Source organism: Streptomyces sp. B5E4 (assembly GCF_039871555.1).
Lineage (GTDB): Bacteria > Actinomycetota > Actinomycetes > Streptomycetales > Streptomycetaceae > Streptomyces.
In genome coordinates, this window is the sequence record NZ_JBDPMI010000031.1 from 18,608 (window position 1) to 34,892 (window position 16,285).

The 16,285-nt window shown below is 73.8% G+C and carries 10 protein-coding genes; 2 read left to right on the top strand and 8 right to left on the bottom strand.

What is annotated here, in order from left to right; all coding sequences use genetic code 11:
- Positions 1 to 52 precede the first annotated feature (52 nt).
- The 7 genes from ABGA99_RS29700 to ABGA99_RS29730 form a co-directional block, all read right to left on the bottom strand.
- Entirely contained in the window at positions 53 to 709 is a 657-nt protein-coding gene (locus tag ABGA99_RS29700) for a TetR/AcrR family transcriptional regulator (RefSeq protein ID WP_347583816.1), read from the bottom strand.
- A gap of 232 nt (positions 710 to 941) precedes the next feature.
- Positions 942 to 2,561 carry a phosphoglycerate dehydrogenase gene (gene serA / locus ABGA99_RS29705; protein ID WP_347583817.1) on the bottom strand — a complete coding sequence of 540 codons (1,620 nt, stop codon included), beginning with the start codon at positions 2,559 to 2,561 and terminating at the stop codon, positions 942 to 944.
- Between the two features lie 214 nt (positions 2,562 to 2,775).
- Entirely contained in the window at positions 2,776 to 3,774 is a 999-nt protein-coding gene (gene ilvC / locus ABGA99_RS29710; protein ID WP_347580597.1) for a ketol-acid reductoisomerase, read from the bottom strand.
- A 174-nt stretch (positions 3,775 to 3,948) separates the two neighbouring features.
- On the bottom strand, positions 3,949 to 4,473 hold the full coding sequence (ilvN, locus tag ABGA99_RS29715; RefSeq protein ID WP_027772032.1) for an acetolactate synthase small subunit: 525 nt from the start codon (positions 4,471 to 4,473) through the stop codon (positions 3,949 to 3,951).
- Between the two features lie 29 nt (positions 4,474 to 4,502).
- A complete protein-coding gene (locus tag ABGA99_RS29720; RefSeq protein ID WP_347580598.1) occupies positions 4,503 to 6,419 on the bottom strand; it encodes an acetolactate synthase large subunit in 1,917 nt (638 codons plus the stop codon).
- A 232-nt stretch (positions 6,420 to 6,651) separates the two neighbouring features.
- A complete protein-coding gene (locus tag ABGA99_RS29725; RefSeq protein WP_347580599.1) occupies positions 6,652 to 9,486 on the bottom strand; it encodes an EAL domain-containing protein in 2,835 nt (944 codons plus the stop codon).
- 313 nt (positions 9,487 to 9,799) lie between these two features.
- The gene (locus ABGA99_RS29730) at positions 9,800 to 10,732 is read right to left on the bottom strand and encodes a 2-hydroxyacid dehydrogenase (protein WP_347583818.1); all 933 of its coding nucleotides are present in this window, start codon (positions 10,730 to 10,732) and stop codon (positions 9,800 to 9,802) included.
- A 105-nt stretch (positions 10,733 to 10,837) separates the two neighbouring features.
- On the opposite strand from ABGA99_RS29730, the gene ABGA99_RS29735 reads away from it, so the two are divergent.
- On the top strand, positions 10,838 to 11,830 hold the full coding sequence (locus ABGA99_RS29735) for an aldo/keto reductase (protein WP_347580601.1): 993 nt from the start codon (positions 10,838 to 10,840) through the stop codon (positions 11,828 to 11,830).
- Between the two features lie 208 nt (positions 11,831 to 12,038).
- Positions 12,039 to 13,187, top strand: a complete 1,149-nt coding sequence (locus ABGA99_RS29740) for a PQQ-dependent sugar dehydrogenase (protein WP_347583819.1) — start codon at positions 12,039 to 12,041, stop codon at positions 13,185 to 13,187.
- Between the two features lie 24 nt (positions 13,188 to 13,211).
- Here the strand turns inward: ABGA99_RS29740 and ABGA99_RS29745 are convergent, their stop codons facing one another.
- Positions 13,212 to 16,277, bottom strand: coding sequence for an AAA family ATPase (locus ABGA99_RS29745; RefSeq protein ID WP_347580603.1), 3,066 nt, complete (start codon positions 16,275 to 16,277; stop codon positions 13,212 to 13,214).
- Between the last annotated feature and the right edge of the window lie 8 nt (positions 16,278 to 16,285).

Sequence of the window (16,285 nt, forward strand, 5' to 3'; positions counted from 1 at the left end):
CGTGCGTGCTTCCGGTTCCGGGTGGCTGCGGGGGTTGCGGGCGGTACGGGCGCTAGCGGGCGTTCCCGCCGACGATGCGGTCCGTGGCCCGTACGAAACGGGCGGCGGTGATCGCGGGGCCGGGCAGCCCGGCACCGCGGGCGCGGGCGGCCTCGGGGCGCAGCCCGTCGAGATACAGCTCCAGGTGGCGGTGGGCCAGGGCCTCGTCCTCGGGCACGCCGCCGCCGGGCAGCGTCAGCGTCAGCCGCATGACCATGAACGGCACGTCGCCGAAGACGACGTCGTCGCGGAGCTGGCCGGCCTGCTGCGCCCGTACGATCAGCTCCTGGACCGGGCGCAGCGTGCGCGTGCGCAGCTCCGCCAGCTCCTCGTCGATCCGGATCCGGCCGGAGAGCGCGGGGAGCACCGCGCCGATCCGCAGGTTGAGCGCCGTGTGGGCGAACCGGCGCAGCGCCTCGAACGGCTCGTCCCCGCCGGTCAGCGCCTCCTCGGCCGCACCGCGGAGCCTGGCGAGGGTGGCGACGGCGACGCCGCGGATCAGCGCCTCGCGGCTGGCGAAGTTCCGGTAGAGCGTGGCGATGCCGACGCCGGCCCGGCGCGCGACGTCCTCCAGCGGGGCGTCGGGGCCCCCGCCCACGAAGACCTCGCCCGCCGCGTTCAGGATCAGCTCGCGGTTCCGCCGGGCGTCCGCACGCATCGGGGTCCGCATGGCCACTCCTCAACCGAAGGGAAATTCTCCACTTACCCGCACCGTAGGAGGGAACCGGAGAGATTTCATCCGTCTGGAAGGAAGTGAGAGGGGACCGCGCGAAGATCCTCCGCATCGGGGCGGGAGTCGCACCCGGACGGCCCGGGACCGGGCCCGGACACGCGTACGGGCCCGGACCGGCGGCATCGCTGCCGCCCGCCCGGGCCCGGTGCCCGGGGTCTCCCCCGGTCCGCTACTCGGTGAGGTTCACCGCGCGCGCCGAGGCGGCGCCGATCTCACCGGCGATCTCCTGCACGACGGCCGGCGGGATGGTGTCGTCCACGGTCAGCGCGACCAGCGCCTCACCGCCGGCCTTGGCCCGCGCCACCTGCATCCCGGCGATGTTGATGCCCGCCTCGCCCAGGATCCGGCCCATGGTGCCGACGACGCCGGGGCGGTCGCCGTAGCTGAAGAACGCCATGTGGTCGGCGAGCGTCAGGTCCACGTCGTGCTCGCCGACGGCGACGATCTTCTGCTGGTGCTTCGGCCCGGAGAGCGTGCCGGAGACCGACACCTCCTCGCCGCTGGCGAGCGTGCCGCGCACCGTCACCACGTTGCGGTGGGCGTTCGACTCCGAGCTGGTGGTCAGCCGCACCTCGACGCCGCGCTCCTGCGCGAACAGCGGGGCGTTCACGTAGCTCACGGTCTCGGCGACGATGTCCTCGAAGACGCCCTTGAGCGCGGACAGCTCCAGCACCTTCACGTCGTGCTGCGTGATCTCGCCGCAGACCTCCACGTCGAGGCGGACCGCGACCTCGCCGGCCAGCGCCGTGAAGATCCGGCCCAGCTTCTCCGCCAGCGGCAGCCCGGGGCGTACGTCCTCGGCGATGACGCCGCCCTGGACGTTGACCGCGTCCGGCACCAGCTCGCCGGCCAGCGCGAGCCGCACCGAGCGGGCCACGGAGATGCCCGCCTTCTCCTGCGCCTCGCCGGTGGAGGCGCCGAGGTGCGGGGTGGCGACGACGCTGTCGAACTGGAACAGCGGCGAGTCCGTACACGGCTCGGTGGCGTAGACGTCGAGGCCCGCGCCCGCGACCCGGCCCTCCTTCAGCGCGGCGGTCAGCGCCTCCTCGTCGACGATGCCGCCGCGGGCGGCGTTGACGATCCGGACGGACGGCTTGACCTTCTGCAGCGCCTCGTCGCCGATCAGACCCAGGGTCTCGGGGGTCTTCGGCAGGTGGACGGTGATGAAGTCGGAGGTCTCCAGCAGCTCGTCGAGCGAGACGAGCTTGACGCCCATCTGCGCGGCGCGCGCGGCCTGCACATACGGGTCGTACGCCACGACGCTCATACCGAACGCCGCCATGCGCTGTGCGACGAGCACGCCGATGCGGCCGAGGCCGACGACGCCGAGGACCTTCTCGTTCAGCTCGACGCCGGTGTACTTCGAGCGCTTCCACTCGCCGGCCTTCAGCGCGGCGTTGGCCTGCGGGATGTTCCGCGCGCTGGCGATGATCAGGCCGCAGGCCAGCTCGGCGGCGGTGACGATGTTGGAGGTCGGCGCGTTGACGACCATGACGCCGGCCTTGGTGGCGGCGGGTACGTCGACGTTGTCGAGGCCCACGCCCGCGCGGGCGACGACCTTCAGCCGGCGCGCGGCGGCCACGGCCTCCGCGTCGACCTTGGTGGCGCTGCGGATCAGGATCGCGTCCACGTCGGCGATGGCCGCGAGCAGCTCGGCCCGGTCGGCGCCGTTGCAGTGGCGGATGTCGAAGTCGGGACCGAGGGCGTCGACGGTGGCCGGCGAGAGCTCCTCGGCGATCAGTACGGCCGGCTTCCCGGGGGTGGCGCCGGATGCTGGGGCAGTGCTCACGTGGTCCTCACTGGATTCCTGTGCGGGACGGCCGTCCCGACGGCCGCAGGTGGAGGGTGCAGACGCCGGTCCGCCGGACAGACGCGTGCTGCCGCGTTTGAAGGACACACGACGCTGTGAGCCTGACGCGCGATGTACGAAGAGTGTAGTGGCGCCGGGCGGTGGCCGGGCGCCGCTGCGCCCCGCCACCGCCCGAACGAGCGACCCGGCCGGCTCAGTCCTTGTCGTCGACCCAGCTCATGAGCTTCCGCAGCTCCTTGCCGGTCGTTTCGATCAGGTGGTCGCCGTCCCGCTTCTTGTACTCGTTGTAGCGCGGCAGGCCGTTGTGGTACTCGGCCATCCAGTCCTTGGCGAACGAGCCGTCCTGGATCTCGCCGAGGATCTTCTTCATCTCGGCCTTGGTGTCGTCGTTGATGATCCGCGGGCCCGAGACGTAGTCGCCCCACTCGGCGGTCTCGGAGACCGACCAGCGCATCTTCTCCAGGCCGCCCTCGTACATGAGGTCCACGATGAGCTTCAGCTCGTGCAGGCACTCGAAGTACGCGATCTCCGGCTGGTAGCCCGCCTCGACCAGGGTCTCGAAGCCGGCCTTGACCAGCGCCGAGGTGCCGCCGCACAGCACGGCCTGCTCGCCGAAGAGGTCGGTCTCGGTCTCCTCGGTGAAGGTGGTCTTGATGACGCCGGCGCGGGTGCCGCCGATGGCCTTCGCGTACGACAGGGCCAGCGCGAAGGCGCCGCCGCCGGCGTCCTGCTCGACGGCCGCGATGCACGGCACGCCGCGGCCCTCCTCGAACTGGCGGCGGACCAGGTGGCCCGGGCCCTTCGGGGCGACCATGCAGACGTCGACGTTGGCCGGCGGCTTGACGAAGCCGTAGCGGATGTTGAGGCCGTGGCCGAAGAACAGCGCGTCGCCGTCCTTGAGGTTGTCCTTCACGGACTCCTCGTAGACCTGGCCCTGCACCGGGTCCGGCACCAGCATCATGATCACGTCGGCCTCGGCGGCGGCCTCGGCGGCAGTGACGACCCGCAGGCCCTGCTCCTCGGCCTTCGCCCGGGACTTGGAGCCCTCGTGCAGGCCGACGCGGACGTCCACGCCGGAGTCGCGCAGCGACAGTGCGTGGGCGTGGCCCTGGCTGCCGTAGCCGAGGACCGCGACCTTGCGGCCCTGGATGATGGACAGGTCGGCGTCGTCGTCGTAGAACAGCTCGGCCACGGTTGCGATCTCCTTGAGTCTTGCGGGTGGCCCCACCGTACGTCTGGCGCGGTGGGGGGTCCTCGGGGGGCCCGGGGGTCTCCCCCGGAAATCTTCCTTCACTGGAACTGCACGAAGTGCCGTGGGGATACGGCGCGGGCGGGGCACCGCTGGTGCGGCACCCCGCCCGAGGGGCTACGCGCTGCGGTCCAGGGCGCGCAGCGAGCGGTCCGTGATGGAGCGGGCGCCGCGGCCGATGGCGATGGTGCCGGACTGGACCAGTTCCTTGATGCCGTACGGCTCCAGCATCTTCAGCATCGCCTCCAGCTTCTCGCCGCTGCCGGTGGCCTCGATCGTGACCGCCTCCGGGGAGACGTCCACGGTCTTGGCGCGGAAGAGCTGGACGATCTCGACGACCTGGGAGCGGGTCTCGTTGTCGGCGCGCACCTTCACCAGGACGAGTTCGCGCTGCACGGCCGCGCCCGGCTCCAGCTCGACGATCTTCAGCACGTTGACGAGCTTGTTGAGCTGCTTGGTGACCTGTTCCAGGGGCTGGTCCTCGACGTTCACCACGATCGTCATCCGGGAGATGTCCGGGTGCTCGGTGGTGCCGACGGCGAGCGAGTCGATGTTGAAACCGCGGCGGAAGAACATCGCGGAGATCCTGGCCAGGATGCCCGGCTTGTTCTCCACCAGGACCGACAGCGTGTGCTTGGACATGTCTTCGTCTCTCTCTTCGCTGCCCGGCCTCAGTCGTCTTCGCCGTCGCCGAAGTCCGGGCGGACGTCGCGCGCGGCCATGATCTCGTCGTTGGAGGTGCCGGCCGCGACCATCGGCCAGACCATCGCGTCCTGGTGGACGATGAAGTCCACGACGACCGGGCGGTCGTTGATGGCGTTGGCCTTCTCGATGACGGCGTCGAGCTGCTCGGGGTCGTCGCAGCGGAGGCCGGCGCAGCCCATGGCCTCGGCGAGCTTGACGAAGTCCGGGCAGCGGGTGCCGGCGGCCTGGCGGGCCTGCTCCTCGGTGCTCTCACCGGCGCCGTTGCCGTTCGGGCCGGAGTGCAGCACGGTGTTGGAGTAGCGGCGGTTGTAGAACAGGGTCTGCCACTGGCGGACCATGCCCAGCGCGCCGTTGTTGATGATCCCGACCTTGATCGGGATGCCGTTCAGCGCGCAGGTGACCAGCTCCTGGTTGGTCATCTGGAAGCAGCCGTCGCCGTCGATGGCCCAGACCGTCGCCTCCGGCGCGCCGGCCTTGGCGCCCATGGCGGCCGGGACCGCATAGCCCATGGTTCCGGCGCCGCCGGAGTTGAGCCAGGTGCGGGGCTTGTCGTAGTCGATGTAGTGGGCCGCCCACATCTGGTGCTGCCCGACGCCCGCGGCGTAGACCGTGTTCTCCGGGGCCAGCTCGCCGATGCGCTGGATCACCTGCTGCGGCGAGAGCGTGCCGTCGGTGGGCAGGTCGTAGCCGAGGGGGTACGTCTCGCGCCAGCGGTCGAGCTGCTGCCACCACTCCGCGTACCGGGCCGTGCCCGTGCCGGGCCGGTCGCCCTGCTCCTGCTCGCTCTGCACCGCGACGATCAGGTCGGCGATGACCTCGCGGGCGTCGCCGACGATCGGCACGTCGGCCTCGCGGTTCTTGCCGATCTCCGCGGGGTCGATGTCGGCGTGCACGATCGTGGCGTGCGGCGCGAAGGTGTCCAGCTTGCCGGTCACCCGGTCGTCGAACCGGGCGCCGAGCGCCACGATCAGGTCGGACTTCTGCAGCGAGGTGACGGCGGCCACCGTGCCGTGCATGCCCGGCATGCCCAGGTGCTGCGGGTGGGTGTCGGGGAAGGCGCCGAGGCCCATCAGGGTGGTGACGACCGGGGCGCCGGTCAGCTCCGCGAGCACCTTCAGCTCGGCGGTGGCGCGGGCCTTGAGCACCCCGCCGCCGACGTAGAGCACGGGGCGCCGGGCGGAGCCGACGAGCCGGGCGGCCTCGCGGATCTGCTTGGCGTGCGGCTTGGTCACCGGGCGGTAGCCGGGCAGCTCGTGCCGGGGCGGCCAGGAGAAGACGGTGGGCGACTGCAGCGTGTCCTTGGCGATGTCGACCAGCACCGGGCCCGGCCGGCCGGTGGCGGCGATGTGGAACGCCTCGGAGATCACCCGCGGGATGTCCGCGGGGTCCGTGACCAGGAAGTTGTGCTTCGTGATGGGCATGGTGATGCCGCAGATGTCCGCCTCCTGGAAGGCGTCCGTGCCGATCGACCTGACCGCCACCTGGCCGGTGATCGCCACCAGCGGCACGGAGTCCATGTGCGCGTCGGCGATCGGCGTGACGAGGTTGGTCGCGCCCGGTCCCGAGGTGGCCATGCAGACGCCCACCTTGCCGGTGGCCTGCGCGTACCCGGTGGCGGCGTGCCCCGCGCCCTGCTCGTGGCGGACGAGGACGTGCCGGACCTTCGTGGAGTCCATCATCGGGTCGTACGCGGGGAGGATGGCCCCGCCCGGAATGCCGAACACCGTGTCCACGCCTACGGCCTCAAGCGCGAGGATGAGGGACTGCGCGCCCGTCACGGTCTTGTCTGCCGGTGTGTGCCCCGGAACGCGGGACTGTCCCCCGCTGCGGGCCCGCGGCGGCTGCGGGTGGGGCTCACTCCGCGGGGGAGCCTGCTCGGTCATCGGTTTCTCTTCTCGTCTTCGAGTGGTGCGAGGGTTGGGGGTGGAGCAGCGGGTTCGAGCAACAAAAAACCCCTCGTGCCAGATGGCAAGCGAGGGGAGCGCGTCGGCGCGGTCCGGGAGTCGGGATCCGCTTCAGCCGACGCGCTGTCCAAGTACGAGAATTCGGGTGCGCATGGACCCGACCTTGCCCCCGGCGCGCCGGGGGTGTCAAGTTCGTGGAACCCGGGTCTCACTATGTGAGCGCAATGGCCGAAGCATCCTCTTCCGGCAGCGCGAACGCTCCCAGGGCCAGTGCGTCCCGTACTCGCTCCTCCTCCAGTGGTTCGCAGTAGGCCATGCCCTGCGCGTGCCGGCAGCCCAGCGCGCGCAGCACCTCGGCCTGCTCGGGCAGGTCGACTCCCTCGGCCGTCGAGTCCAGGCCCAGCTCGCCGGCGATGCCGATCATCCCGGCCGCGATGGCGCGCAGCCGGGGTGATTCGGCCAGGCCGTCGACCAGGCCCCGGTCCAGCTTGAGCACGTCCACCGGCAGCCGGCGCAGCGCGGCGATGGCGGCGTGGCCGCTGCCGAAGCCGTCGAGCGCGATACGCACGCCCAGGCGGCGCAGCGCCACCAGGCGCCGCTCCAGCTCGTCCATGCCGGCCCGGGTGTCGCTGTCGGCGACCTCGATGGTCAGCGCGCCGGGCGGCAGCCCGTGCCGCACCAGCAGGGCCTCCACTAGTTGCGGGGACATGCTCCGGTCGGTGAGCCGGGCGGCCGACATCCGTACGGTCACGGGGATGCCCATGCCCGCGTCGTACCGCGCGGCGGCCTGCTCGACCGTCGCCTCCAGCAGCCAGCGTGCCAGCTCCGCGGTACGGGCCCGGTCCTGCCCGTTGCCGCGCCCGCCGGTGTCCGGCGGGCCCTGCATGAACTCAGCCGGCGTGTGCACGATGCCCTGCGCCGAGCGCCAGCGCGGTTGCGCCGACAGCGCCGCCAGACGCCCGCTCGACAGCTCCACCACCGGCTGGTGGACGAGCGTGAACTGGCCGTCGTCCAGCGCGGAGCGCAGCCTGTTCGCCATTTCTATGCGGCGCACCACTTCGGCCTGCATCTGCGGCGCGTACAGCTCGACGCGCGCCTTGCCCGCCTGCTTGGCCCGGTACATCGCCAGGTCGGCGTTGCGCATCAGCTCCGCGGGCGTACTGCCGGGCTCGGCGAAGGCCACGCCGATGCTGGCCGCGACCCGCACCTCGACGCCGCCCGCGGTGTACGGCTCGGAGAGCCGGACCCGCAGCCGGTCGGCGACCTCGCGGGTGCGCCGCTCGCGCCCGGCGCCGTCCGACCGGTTCTCGCCCGCCGCGCCGCCGACGAGCAGCACGGCGAACTCGTCGCCGCCGAGGCGGGCCGCCGAGTCCCCGGAGCGGATCGACTCCTGCAGCCGGCGGCCGGCCTGGATGAGCAGCTCGTCGCCGGCGGCGTGGCCGACGGTGTCGTTGACCGCCTTGAAGCCGTCGAGGTCGATGAAGAGCACGGCCGCGTTCGCGTCCCCCGCCCGCCGGCCGCCGAGCGCGTGACCGACACGCTCGGTGAACAGCGCCCGGTTCGGCAGGTCGGTGAGCGCGTCGTGGGAGGCGCTGTGCTGGAGCTGCGCCTGGAGCCGGACGCGCTCGGTGACGTCCCGGGAGTTGAAGATCAGGCCGTTGTGGTGGCGGTTGACCGTCGACTCGACGTTCAGCCAGCCGTCCTCGCCGTACCCGTCCTCGCCGCCGGCGCGGGCGCCGCCGCGGCGGCCTCTGCCGGCCCGGAAGCGGCACTCGATGCGGATCGAGCGCGCGCCGCCCGGCGGCGCCGACAGGAACCGGCGCACCTCGTGCAGCACCCGGCCCAGGTCGTCGGGGTGGATGAGCCCGGCCAGCTCGCAGCCGACCAGCTCCTCCGGGTCCGTGCCGTAGACGCCGAGGGCCGCTGGGCTGACGTAGCGCAGCACGCCGGACGGCGCCGCGATCATGATGACGTCGCTCGAACCCTGGACGAGCGAGCGGAAGTGGTTCTCCTTCTGGGCGAGCTCCTGGGTGAGGCTGATGTTGTCCAGCAGCATGATCGCCTGGCGTACGACCAGCGCCAGCACGACCGTGCACGCGGTCATCAGCACCACGCGGTCTACGCTGCGGCCGTCCAGCAGGTTGTACAGGATCCCCAGGGTGCAGACGCCCGCCGCGAGATACGGCGCGAGCGCGCCGATGTGCCCGGCGATGGGGCGGCCGCGCTCCTTCTGGCCGCGCTCCTCGGCCTCCTCCGCCTCCTCGGCTCTGCCGACCCAGGGGGCGTACGCGAGGAGCACCGAGCCGGCGAACCAGCCGGCGTCCAGGAGCTGCCCGGAGCTGTACTGCTCCTGGAGCAGCGGCGAGGTGAACAGCGCGTCGCACAGCACGGTGAGCACCAGCGCGCCGATCGCCGTGTTGATCGCGGAGCGGCCCGCCGCGGTGCGCCGGAAGTGCAGCGCCAGCACCATGCTCACCAGCACGATGTCCAGCAGCGGGTACGCGAGCGAGAGCGCGACCCGCGGCACCGACTCGTCGTCCCCCGCGGCGTGCGCCAGGGCGAGGGTCCAGGAGATGGTGAGCAGGGAGCCGCCGATGAGCCAGGTGTCCAGGCCCAGGCAGATCCAGCCCGCTCTGCTCACCGGCCGCCGGGCGAGCACCAGCAGGCCGATGACCGCCGGCGGCGCGAAGAGCAGGAAGAAGAAGTCCGCCACGGACGCCTCGGGCAGCGGCTTCCGGAGCACGACCTCGTACCAGCCCCAGATGCCGTTGCCGACGCCCGCCATGGCGGACGAGACGCCGAACATGAGCCAGGCCGGCCGAAAGCGGCCCTGGCGGATACGCGCGTAGTAGAGACACGAGAAGGCGGCCGCGAACGCCGCCGCGCTCAGCCCGAAGTCCCCCATGATGAGGGCGATTCGGGAAGAGCCCCAGCCCAGAGCGGCACCGGTGGCATACCCCGCGCAGAGCACCGCGAGGATCAGCTGGGGTACGACCCCTGCGGGCAACGGCGGCCTGGGCACCACCGCCCCGATCGACGCCGTCACCGCGCCCCCCGGCTGCCGGGAGCCGGCCCCGTCCGCGGCCCCGCCGCGACGCCGGCTCTCAGGGCCGGGAGGCGCGCGGGACTACCGCGCTGCCCGCGTACCGCAAAGGATTTCCACTTGCCGTGCATGTGCCCATCGCCCCCCTCGATATCGGATGCGTCGCCGGCAGCGGGCCGGCCACGTTGACGTCGGGAGCAATCCCCGCTGCGGACGATACACCAGGTTCGTCACGCAGGGACATACTTCCTCTACGGAGCGTAACTAAAACCGAGAGTTGCGTAGCAACTACGTAGAGTGTTCGTGCGGTTGTCCGTCAGGCAACGGCGACCACGTGCTCCACCGGTTCACCGGCGGCGAACCGCCGCAACTGGGCGCGCAGCAGCCTCTCCGCACGCGGCCGGAAGGCGGACGTGGGCCCCCCGGTGTGCGGGCTGATCAGCACCCCGGGTGCATGCCACAGCGGATGACCGGGGGGCAGCGGCTCGGGGTCCGTCACGTCGAGCGCGGCCCGCAGCCGGCCCGGCTCCACCTCGTCCAGCAGGGCCTTCGTGTTCACGACGGCGCCGCGGGCGACGTTCACGAGCAGCGCGCCGTCCTTCATCCGGGCCAGGAACCCGGCGTCGACCAGGCCGCGGGTGGCGTCGGTCAGCGGGGTCGTCACGATCACCACGTCGGCGGCGGGCAGCAACTCCCCTACGTCGGCGAGGGCCTGGACGGGACCGCGCGGTGTGGTGCGCGGGGAGCGCGCGATGCGTATGACCCGCTCGCACTCGAAGCCCGCGAGCCGGTCTTCCACCGCGCTTCCGATGGCGCCGTAGCCGAGGATCAGCACGGTCTTGTCGGCGAGCGACGGGTGGAAGCCGCCGCGCCACTCCTCCGCGTCCTGGCGGCGTACGAAGTCCGGGATGCCGCGCAGCGAGGCGAGGGTGAGCGCGAGCGCCAGCTCGGCGGTCGACGCCTCGTGCACGCCGCGGGCGTTGCACAGCCGGGCCCCCGGCGGCAGCGAGGACAGCGCGGGCAGATAGGCGTCGACGCCTGCGGTGAGCGTCTGCAGCACCTTCAGCGCCGTCATCCGCGGCACCGGGTCGTGGGTGATCCGGCGCATGTACGGGGCCACGAGGAACACGCAGTCCGCCGGATCCGCGGGGAACTCGGGCTCGGCGTCCCAGTGGACGTAGTCGAGTTCCGGCGGCAGGCCGGTGATCTCGTCCGGCGGAATCGGCAGCCACACCTGTCCATCGCTCATGGACACGAGGCTAGGTGATCAGCGCGGGCGTGCGGAGCACGAGGGGGGCGTGCGGGGCCCGATGCCGCGGGACCCGTGTCGGCGGCAGGGTCTAGTGTGCCTTGGGTGGAGCGCAGGACGATCGGGGCGGCGGCCCTGGAGGTGGGCGCGGTCGGTCTCGGCTGCATGCCGATGAGCTGGGCGTACAGCACCTCGCGGCAGCAGGGCGAGAAGTCCGTGCGGGCCGTGTGCGCGGCGCTCGACGCCGGTGTGAGCCTGCTCGACACCGCCGACATGTACGGGCCGTTCACCAACGAGCTGCTGGTCGGCCGGGTGCTCAAGGAGCGGCGCGCGGACGCGTTCGTCTCCACCAAGGTCGGCCTCCTCGTCGGCGAGCAGCACGTCGTCGCCAACGGCCGCCCGGCGTACGTCAGGCGTGCCTGCGACGCCTCGCTGCGCCGGCTGCAGACCGACGTCATCGACCTGTACCAACTGCACCGCGAGGACCCCGAGGTGCCCGTGGAGGAGACCTGGGGCGCGATGGCGGAGCTGGTGGCGGCGGGCAAGGTGCGCTCGCTGGGGTTCTGCGCGGTCGGTGCGCGGGCGGACCGCCGGGCTGGCGGCGGGATGTACGACGCGACGATCCGCCGGCTGGGCCGGGTGCAGCAGGTGTTCCCGGTCAGCAGCGTGCAGGCGGAGCTGTCGGTGTGGTCGCCGGAGGCGCTGGCGAGCCTGCTGCCGTGGTGCGAGGCGCGGCAGGTCGGGTTCCTCGCGGCGATGCCGCTGGGGCACGGGTTCCTCACCGGCACGCTCACGCCGGGGCAGGGCTTCGAGCCGGACGACATACGGGCCAGGCACCCGCGGTTCACCGCCGAGATGATGGCGGCGAACCAGCCGGTGGTCGCCGGGCTGCGCCGGGTCGCCGAGCGGCACGGCGCGACGCCGGCGCAGGCGGCGCTGGCGTGGGTGCTGGCGCAGGGGGCGCACGTGGTGCCGGTGCCGGGGGCGAAGCGGGCGCGGTGGTCGGTGGAGAACGCCGCGGCGGCCGGGCTGCGGCTGGCGCCGGGGGACCTGGCGGAGATCGCGGCGCTGCCGCCGGCGCAGGGGTCGTGGGAGTAGGCGCGCGGGGCGGCCGGTGGGTTCGGGCAGGGCGGCCGGGTGCGTACGGGAGCGTGCGGACGGGCTCGTACGGAAGGCGGCGGGCGGGCTCGTACGGACGGGTGACTCCCGTCGCCGCGGACGGGAACGCCCCACCGGCGCGCGGTGTACGTCCGGTTGTGATGTGCTGGGTACGTTCCGGCCGCCGCCCGTCGAAGGAGAACCGCCCGTGAGAGCCCGTGCCGCCACCGCCGTGGCCGCCGCCGCACTCGTGCTCGCCGCCGGCTGCTCGTCGGGCGACGACGACGGCTCCGGGGGGCCGGCCGCGGAGTCCCCCTCCGCGCCCGCCGGCAGCGGCGGCTCCGCCGGCCGGGGCGAGCCGCCGCCGGACAAGGGCTCCGCGAAGGCCGTCGGCACCGTCGCCGAGAATCTGGAGACCCCCTGGGGCCTGGCCGAACTCCCCGGCGGCGCCCTGCTGGTCTCCGCCCGCGACACCGGCACCGTCTACCACGTCGCCGCCGAGGGCGGGAAGGTCACCGAGGCCGGCCAGGTGCCCGGCGTGCAGGGCGAACCGGGCAACGAGGGCGGCCTGCTGGGGCTCGCACTCGGCGCCGACGAGATGCTCTACGCCTACTTCACCTCCGACAGCGACAACCGCATCGTACGGATGACGTACGACTCGGACGGGCCGGAGGGCAACCGGCTGGGCGCGCCGGACACCGTCTTCCGCGGCATCCCCAAGGGCGGCCGGCACAACGGCGGCCGGATCGCGTTCGGCCCGGACAAGATGCTCTACGTCGGCACCGGCGAGGCCGGCGACCCGGCGCTGGCGCAGGACAAGGACTCGCTGGGCGGCAAGATCCTGCGGATGACGCCCGACGGCGAGCCGGCGCGCGGCAACCCCGAGGCGGGCTCGGTGGTGTACTCGTACGGCCACCGCAACGTGCAGGGGCTGGCCTGGGACGACGACAAGCGGCTGTGGGCGGCGGAGTTCGGCGACCAGAAGTGGGACGAGCTGAACCTGATCGAGCCGGGGAAGAACTACGGCTGGCCGGAGGTGGAGGGCAAGGAGAACCGGGAGGGCTTCGTCGACCCCGTCGTGCAGTGGCCCACTCCGGACGCCTCGCCGAGCGGCATCGCGTTCGCGGACGGGTCGATCTGGATGGCGTCGCTGCGCGGCGAGCGGCTGTGGCGGATCCCGCTGGACGGCACGAAGGCGGCGGCGGACCCGCAGGCGTTCTTCGACGGCAAGTACGGGCGGCTGCGCACGGTGCAGCGGGCATCGGACGGCGATCTGCTGCTGATGACCAACGAGACGGATCTGCGCGGCACCCCGGAGAAGGGCGACGACCGCATCCTGCGGCTGGAGGTCAGCTGACAGGGCGTACGCGGGAGCCCGCTCTCACCCGCCGTCGAACAGCCGCAGCCGGTGCGCCACCGCCGCCGCCTCACCCCGCACCGCCACCCCCAGCTTCGCCAGGATGTTGGACACATGGACACTCGCCGTCTTCGGCGAGATGAACAGCTCTTCCGCAATCTGCCGGTTGCTCCGTCCCGCCGCCACCAGCCGCAGCACGTCCGCCTCCCGGGCCGTCAGGCCCAGCGCCTCCGCCGGATCCTCCGGTTCCGCCGGTGCGGCGGCCGCGGTCAAGGGGATCCGGGCGCGGGCTGCCAGGGCCTCCGCGTCGCGGGTGAGCCCGGCCGCGCCGAGGTCCCTCGCCGTGTCGTACGCGCGCCGCAGCGCCCGCGCCGCGCCGTCCCGGGCGGCGGCGGTGGCCTGGCCGCTCGCGAGCGCCGACTCCGCCCAGCGGTAACGGGTCACAGCCTGCTCGTACGGCCACTCCAGCTCCGCCCACGCCGCCTCGGCCTCCGCCCAGCGGGCCGTCGCGTCGCGGCCCTCGGCCGCGCACAGCTCCGCCTCCGTCATCAGCGCCTGCGCCTCCCACGGCGGCGCGAACCGCGGCAGGTTGCGCATCGCCGCGCGGATCGCGGCCAGCGCCGCGGGCCGGCCCGACTCGGCCGCGGGCAGACCGCGCAGCCGGGCCTCGGCGGCGGCGGTGGCGTACAGCAGCGGCCAGGCGTAGCGCTGCATGCCCAGCCGCAGCCCGTCGCCGACGGCCCGCCCGAACGCGGCGCGCACCTCGGCGACCCGCCCCTCCGCGGCGGCCAGCCGGATCGTCATCTCGGCCCGCGGCAGCTCGTACTGCGGCTGCCGGTCGTTGCCGAACTCGTCCCGGGCCGCGGCGAGTTCGCCGTGCACCGCGGCGTGGTCGCCGCGCAGCAGCGCCAGCAGCGCCCGGTCCAGCAGCGCGCTGCCGCGCAACTGCGTGCTGCGCGCGGTGCGGAACTGCGCGTCCATGGCCGCCTCCGCCTCGGCCCAGCGGCCCAGCGACAGCAACGCGTGGGCACGGTTGCCGTGGCTGAGCGACAGGAACGTGGCCAGCCCGGAGTCGGCCAGCATCTCGACCGCCTCGTCGGCCGCGGCCACCGACTCCGCGGACCTGCCGACGCCTTCGAGGGCCGAGGGCAGGTTCGCGTACGCCCGGGCCGCGGCCACCACCAGGCCGTCGGCCACCGCCCGTTCCCGTACCGCGTGGAACTCCGCGATGCCGCCCTCGACATCGCCGGAGTCGACCATCATCCAGGCCCGCGGGATGCGCACGGTCAGCTCGGTCTCCTCGGCGCCGACCAGCCGGGCGAGTTGCACCGCGCGCTCCGCGGCCTCGATGGCACCGCCGCCGGGGGTGTGCATCGCCTGCCAGTTGGCGACCTCGGCGAGCACCTGCGCGTGCACCGGCGACGGCGGCAGGCCGCGGACCAGCTCCTGCGCCCGGTCCAGGTCCTCCCGGCCGTCGCCGCGGCCGAGGCCCTGCAGACAGCGGGCGCGCTCGACGCGGAACCACGCGGCGCGCAGCGGCGCCCGGGCGCCGAGCAGCCGCAGCGCGCGGTCGCCGAGCGTGAGGGCCCTGCCGAACGCGGACGCGAGCCGGGCGGCGAACACCGTCTCGGCGAGCAGGTCGGCGAACTCGGGCCGGTCGGCCCGCGGGTAGGCGCCGCCGGAGTGCGGCACGGTACGGGACTCCTGCGGCGCCTCGTCCCAGAGCGCGACGGCCCGCTCCAGCAGCGCGAGCTGGTCGGCGAAGGCGTGCCGGGCGCGGGCGTCCGCGGCGGCGGCGAGGACGGCGGGCAGCGCGCGGGCGGGGTCGGCGGCCTGGTACCAGTAGCCGGCCAGCCGGGCGGGGCGCTCGTCGGCCCGGACGAGACCGGGGTCGGCCTCCAGCGCCTCGGCGAAGCGGCGGCTGAGGCGGGCGCGTTCGCCGGGCAGCAGGTCGTCGGAGACGGCCTCGCGCATGAGGGCGTGCCGGAAGCGGTAGGCGTCCACCCGCTCGTCGGCCGGGAGCAGCACCCCGGCGCCGATGGCCGTGCGCAGCGCGTCGAACAGGGCGTCCTCGCCGAGCCCGGAGACGGCGGCGAGCAGCGCGGCGTCGACGCGGTCGCCGCCGACCGCGGCCAGCGCGACGATCCGGCGGGCGGGGTCCGGCAGCGCCTCGGCCCGTACGAGCAGCAGGTCGCGCAGCGACTCGCCGATCCCGCCCGTGGGGCGCCCGGCGGCCGCGCCGCTGCCCGCGGCCGGGATGCCCGCGGCCAGCTCCTCGACGAAGAACGCGTTGCCGTCCGAGCGCCCGTAGACCTCCGCCACCAGGTCCTCCGGCGGTTCGCCGCCGCGCAGCCCGGCGAGCTGGGTGCGCACCTCGTCGCGGCTGAACCGGGCCAGCTCGAAGCGGCGGACGCCGCGCAGCCGGTCCAGCTCGGCGAGGCCGGGGCGCAGCGGGTGGCGGCGGTGCAGGTCGTCGGAGCGGTAGGTGGCGACGACGAGCAGCCGGGCGGCCTGGACGGAGCGCAGCAGGTAGCCGAGGAGTTCGCGGGTGGAGTGGTCGGCCCAGTGCAGGTCCTCGACGACCAGCACGAGCACCCGCTCGCCGGCCAGCTTCTCCAGCATCCGGGCGGCCAGCTCGTACAGCCGCGCCCGCCCGGCCTCGCCCTGCGCGGCCGCCGGCAGGTCGGGGATCGGCCCCAGCTCGGGCAGCAGCCGGGCCAGCTCGCCCTGCTGCCCGGCCACGGCCTCGTCCAGCCGGTCGCCGAGGCGGCGGCGCAGGGCGCGCAGCGCGGTGGAGAAGGGGGCGAAGGGCAGGCCGTCGGCGCCGGACTCGATGCAGTTGCCGACGGCGGTGACCGCGCCGGCGGCTTCGGCGCGCGCCAGGAACTCCTCCACCAGCCGGGACTTGCCGACACCCGCCTCACCGCCGACGAGCACGGCGCACGGCTCCCCGGCGGCGGCCCGGTCGTACGCCTCCGTCAGTGCGCCCAGCTCGGCGGCGCGGCCGACGAAGACCCGGGCGCCGGTGCGTATGCCGGCGTCCGCGCCGGCCGGCTCCAGGGGCTGCGGGGACTCCACGCGACCGAGCATCGCATGGC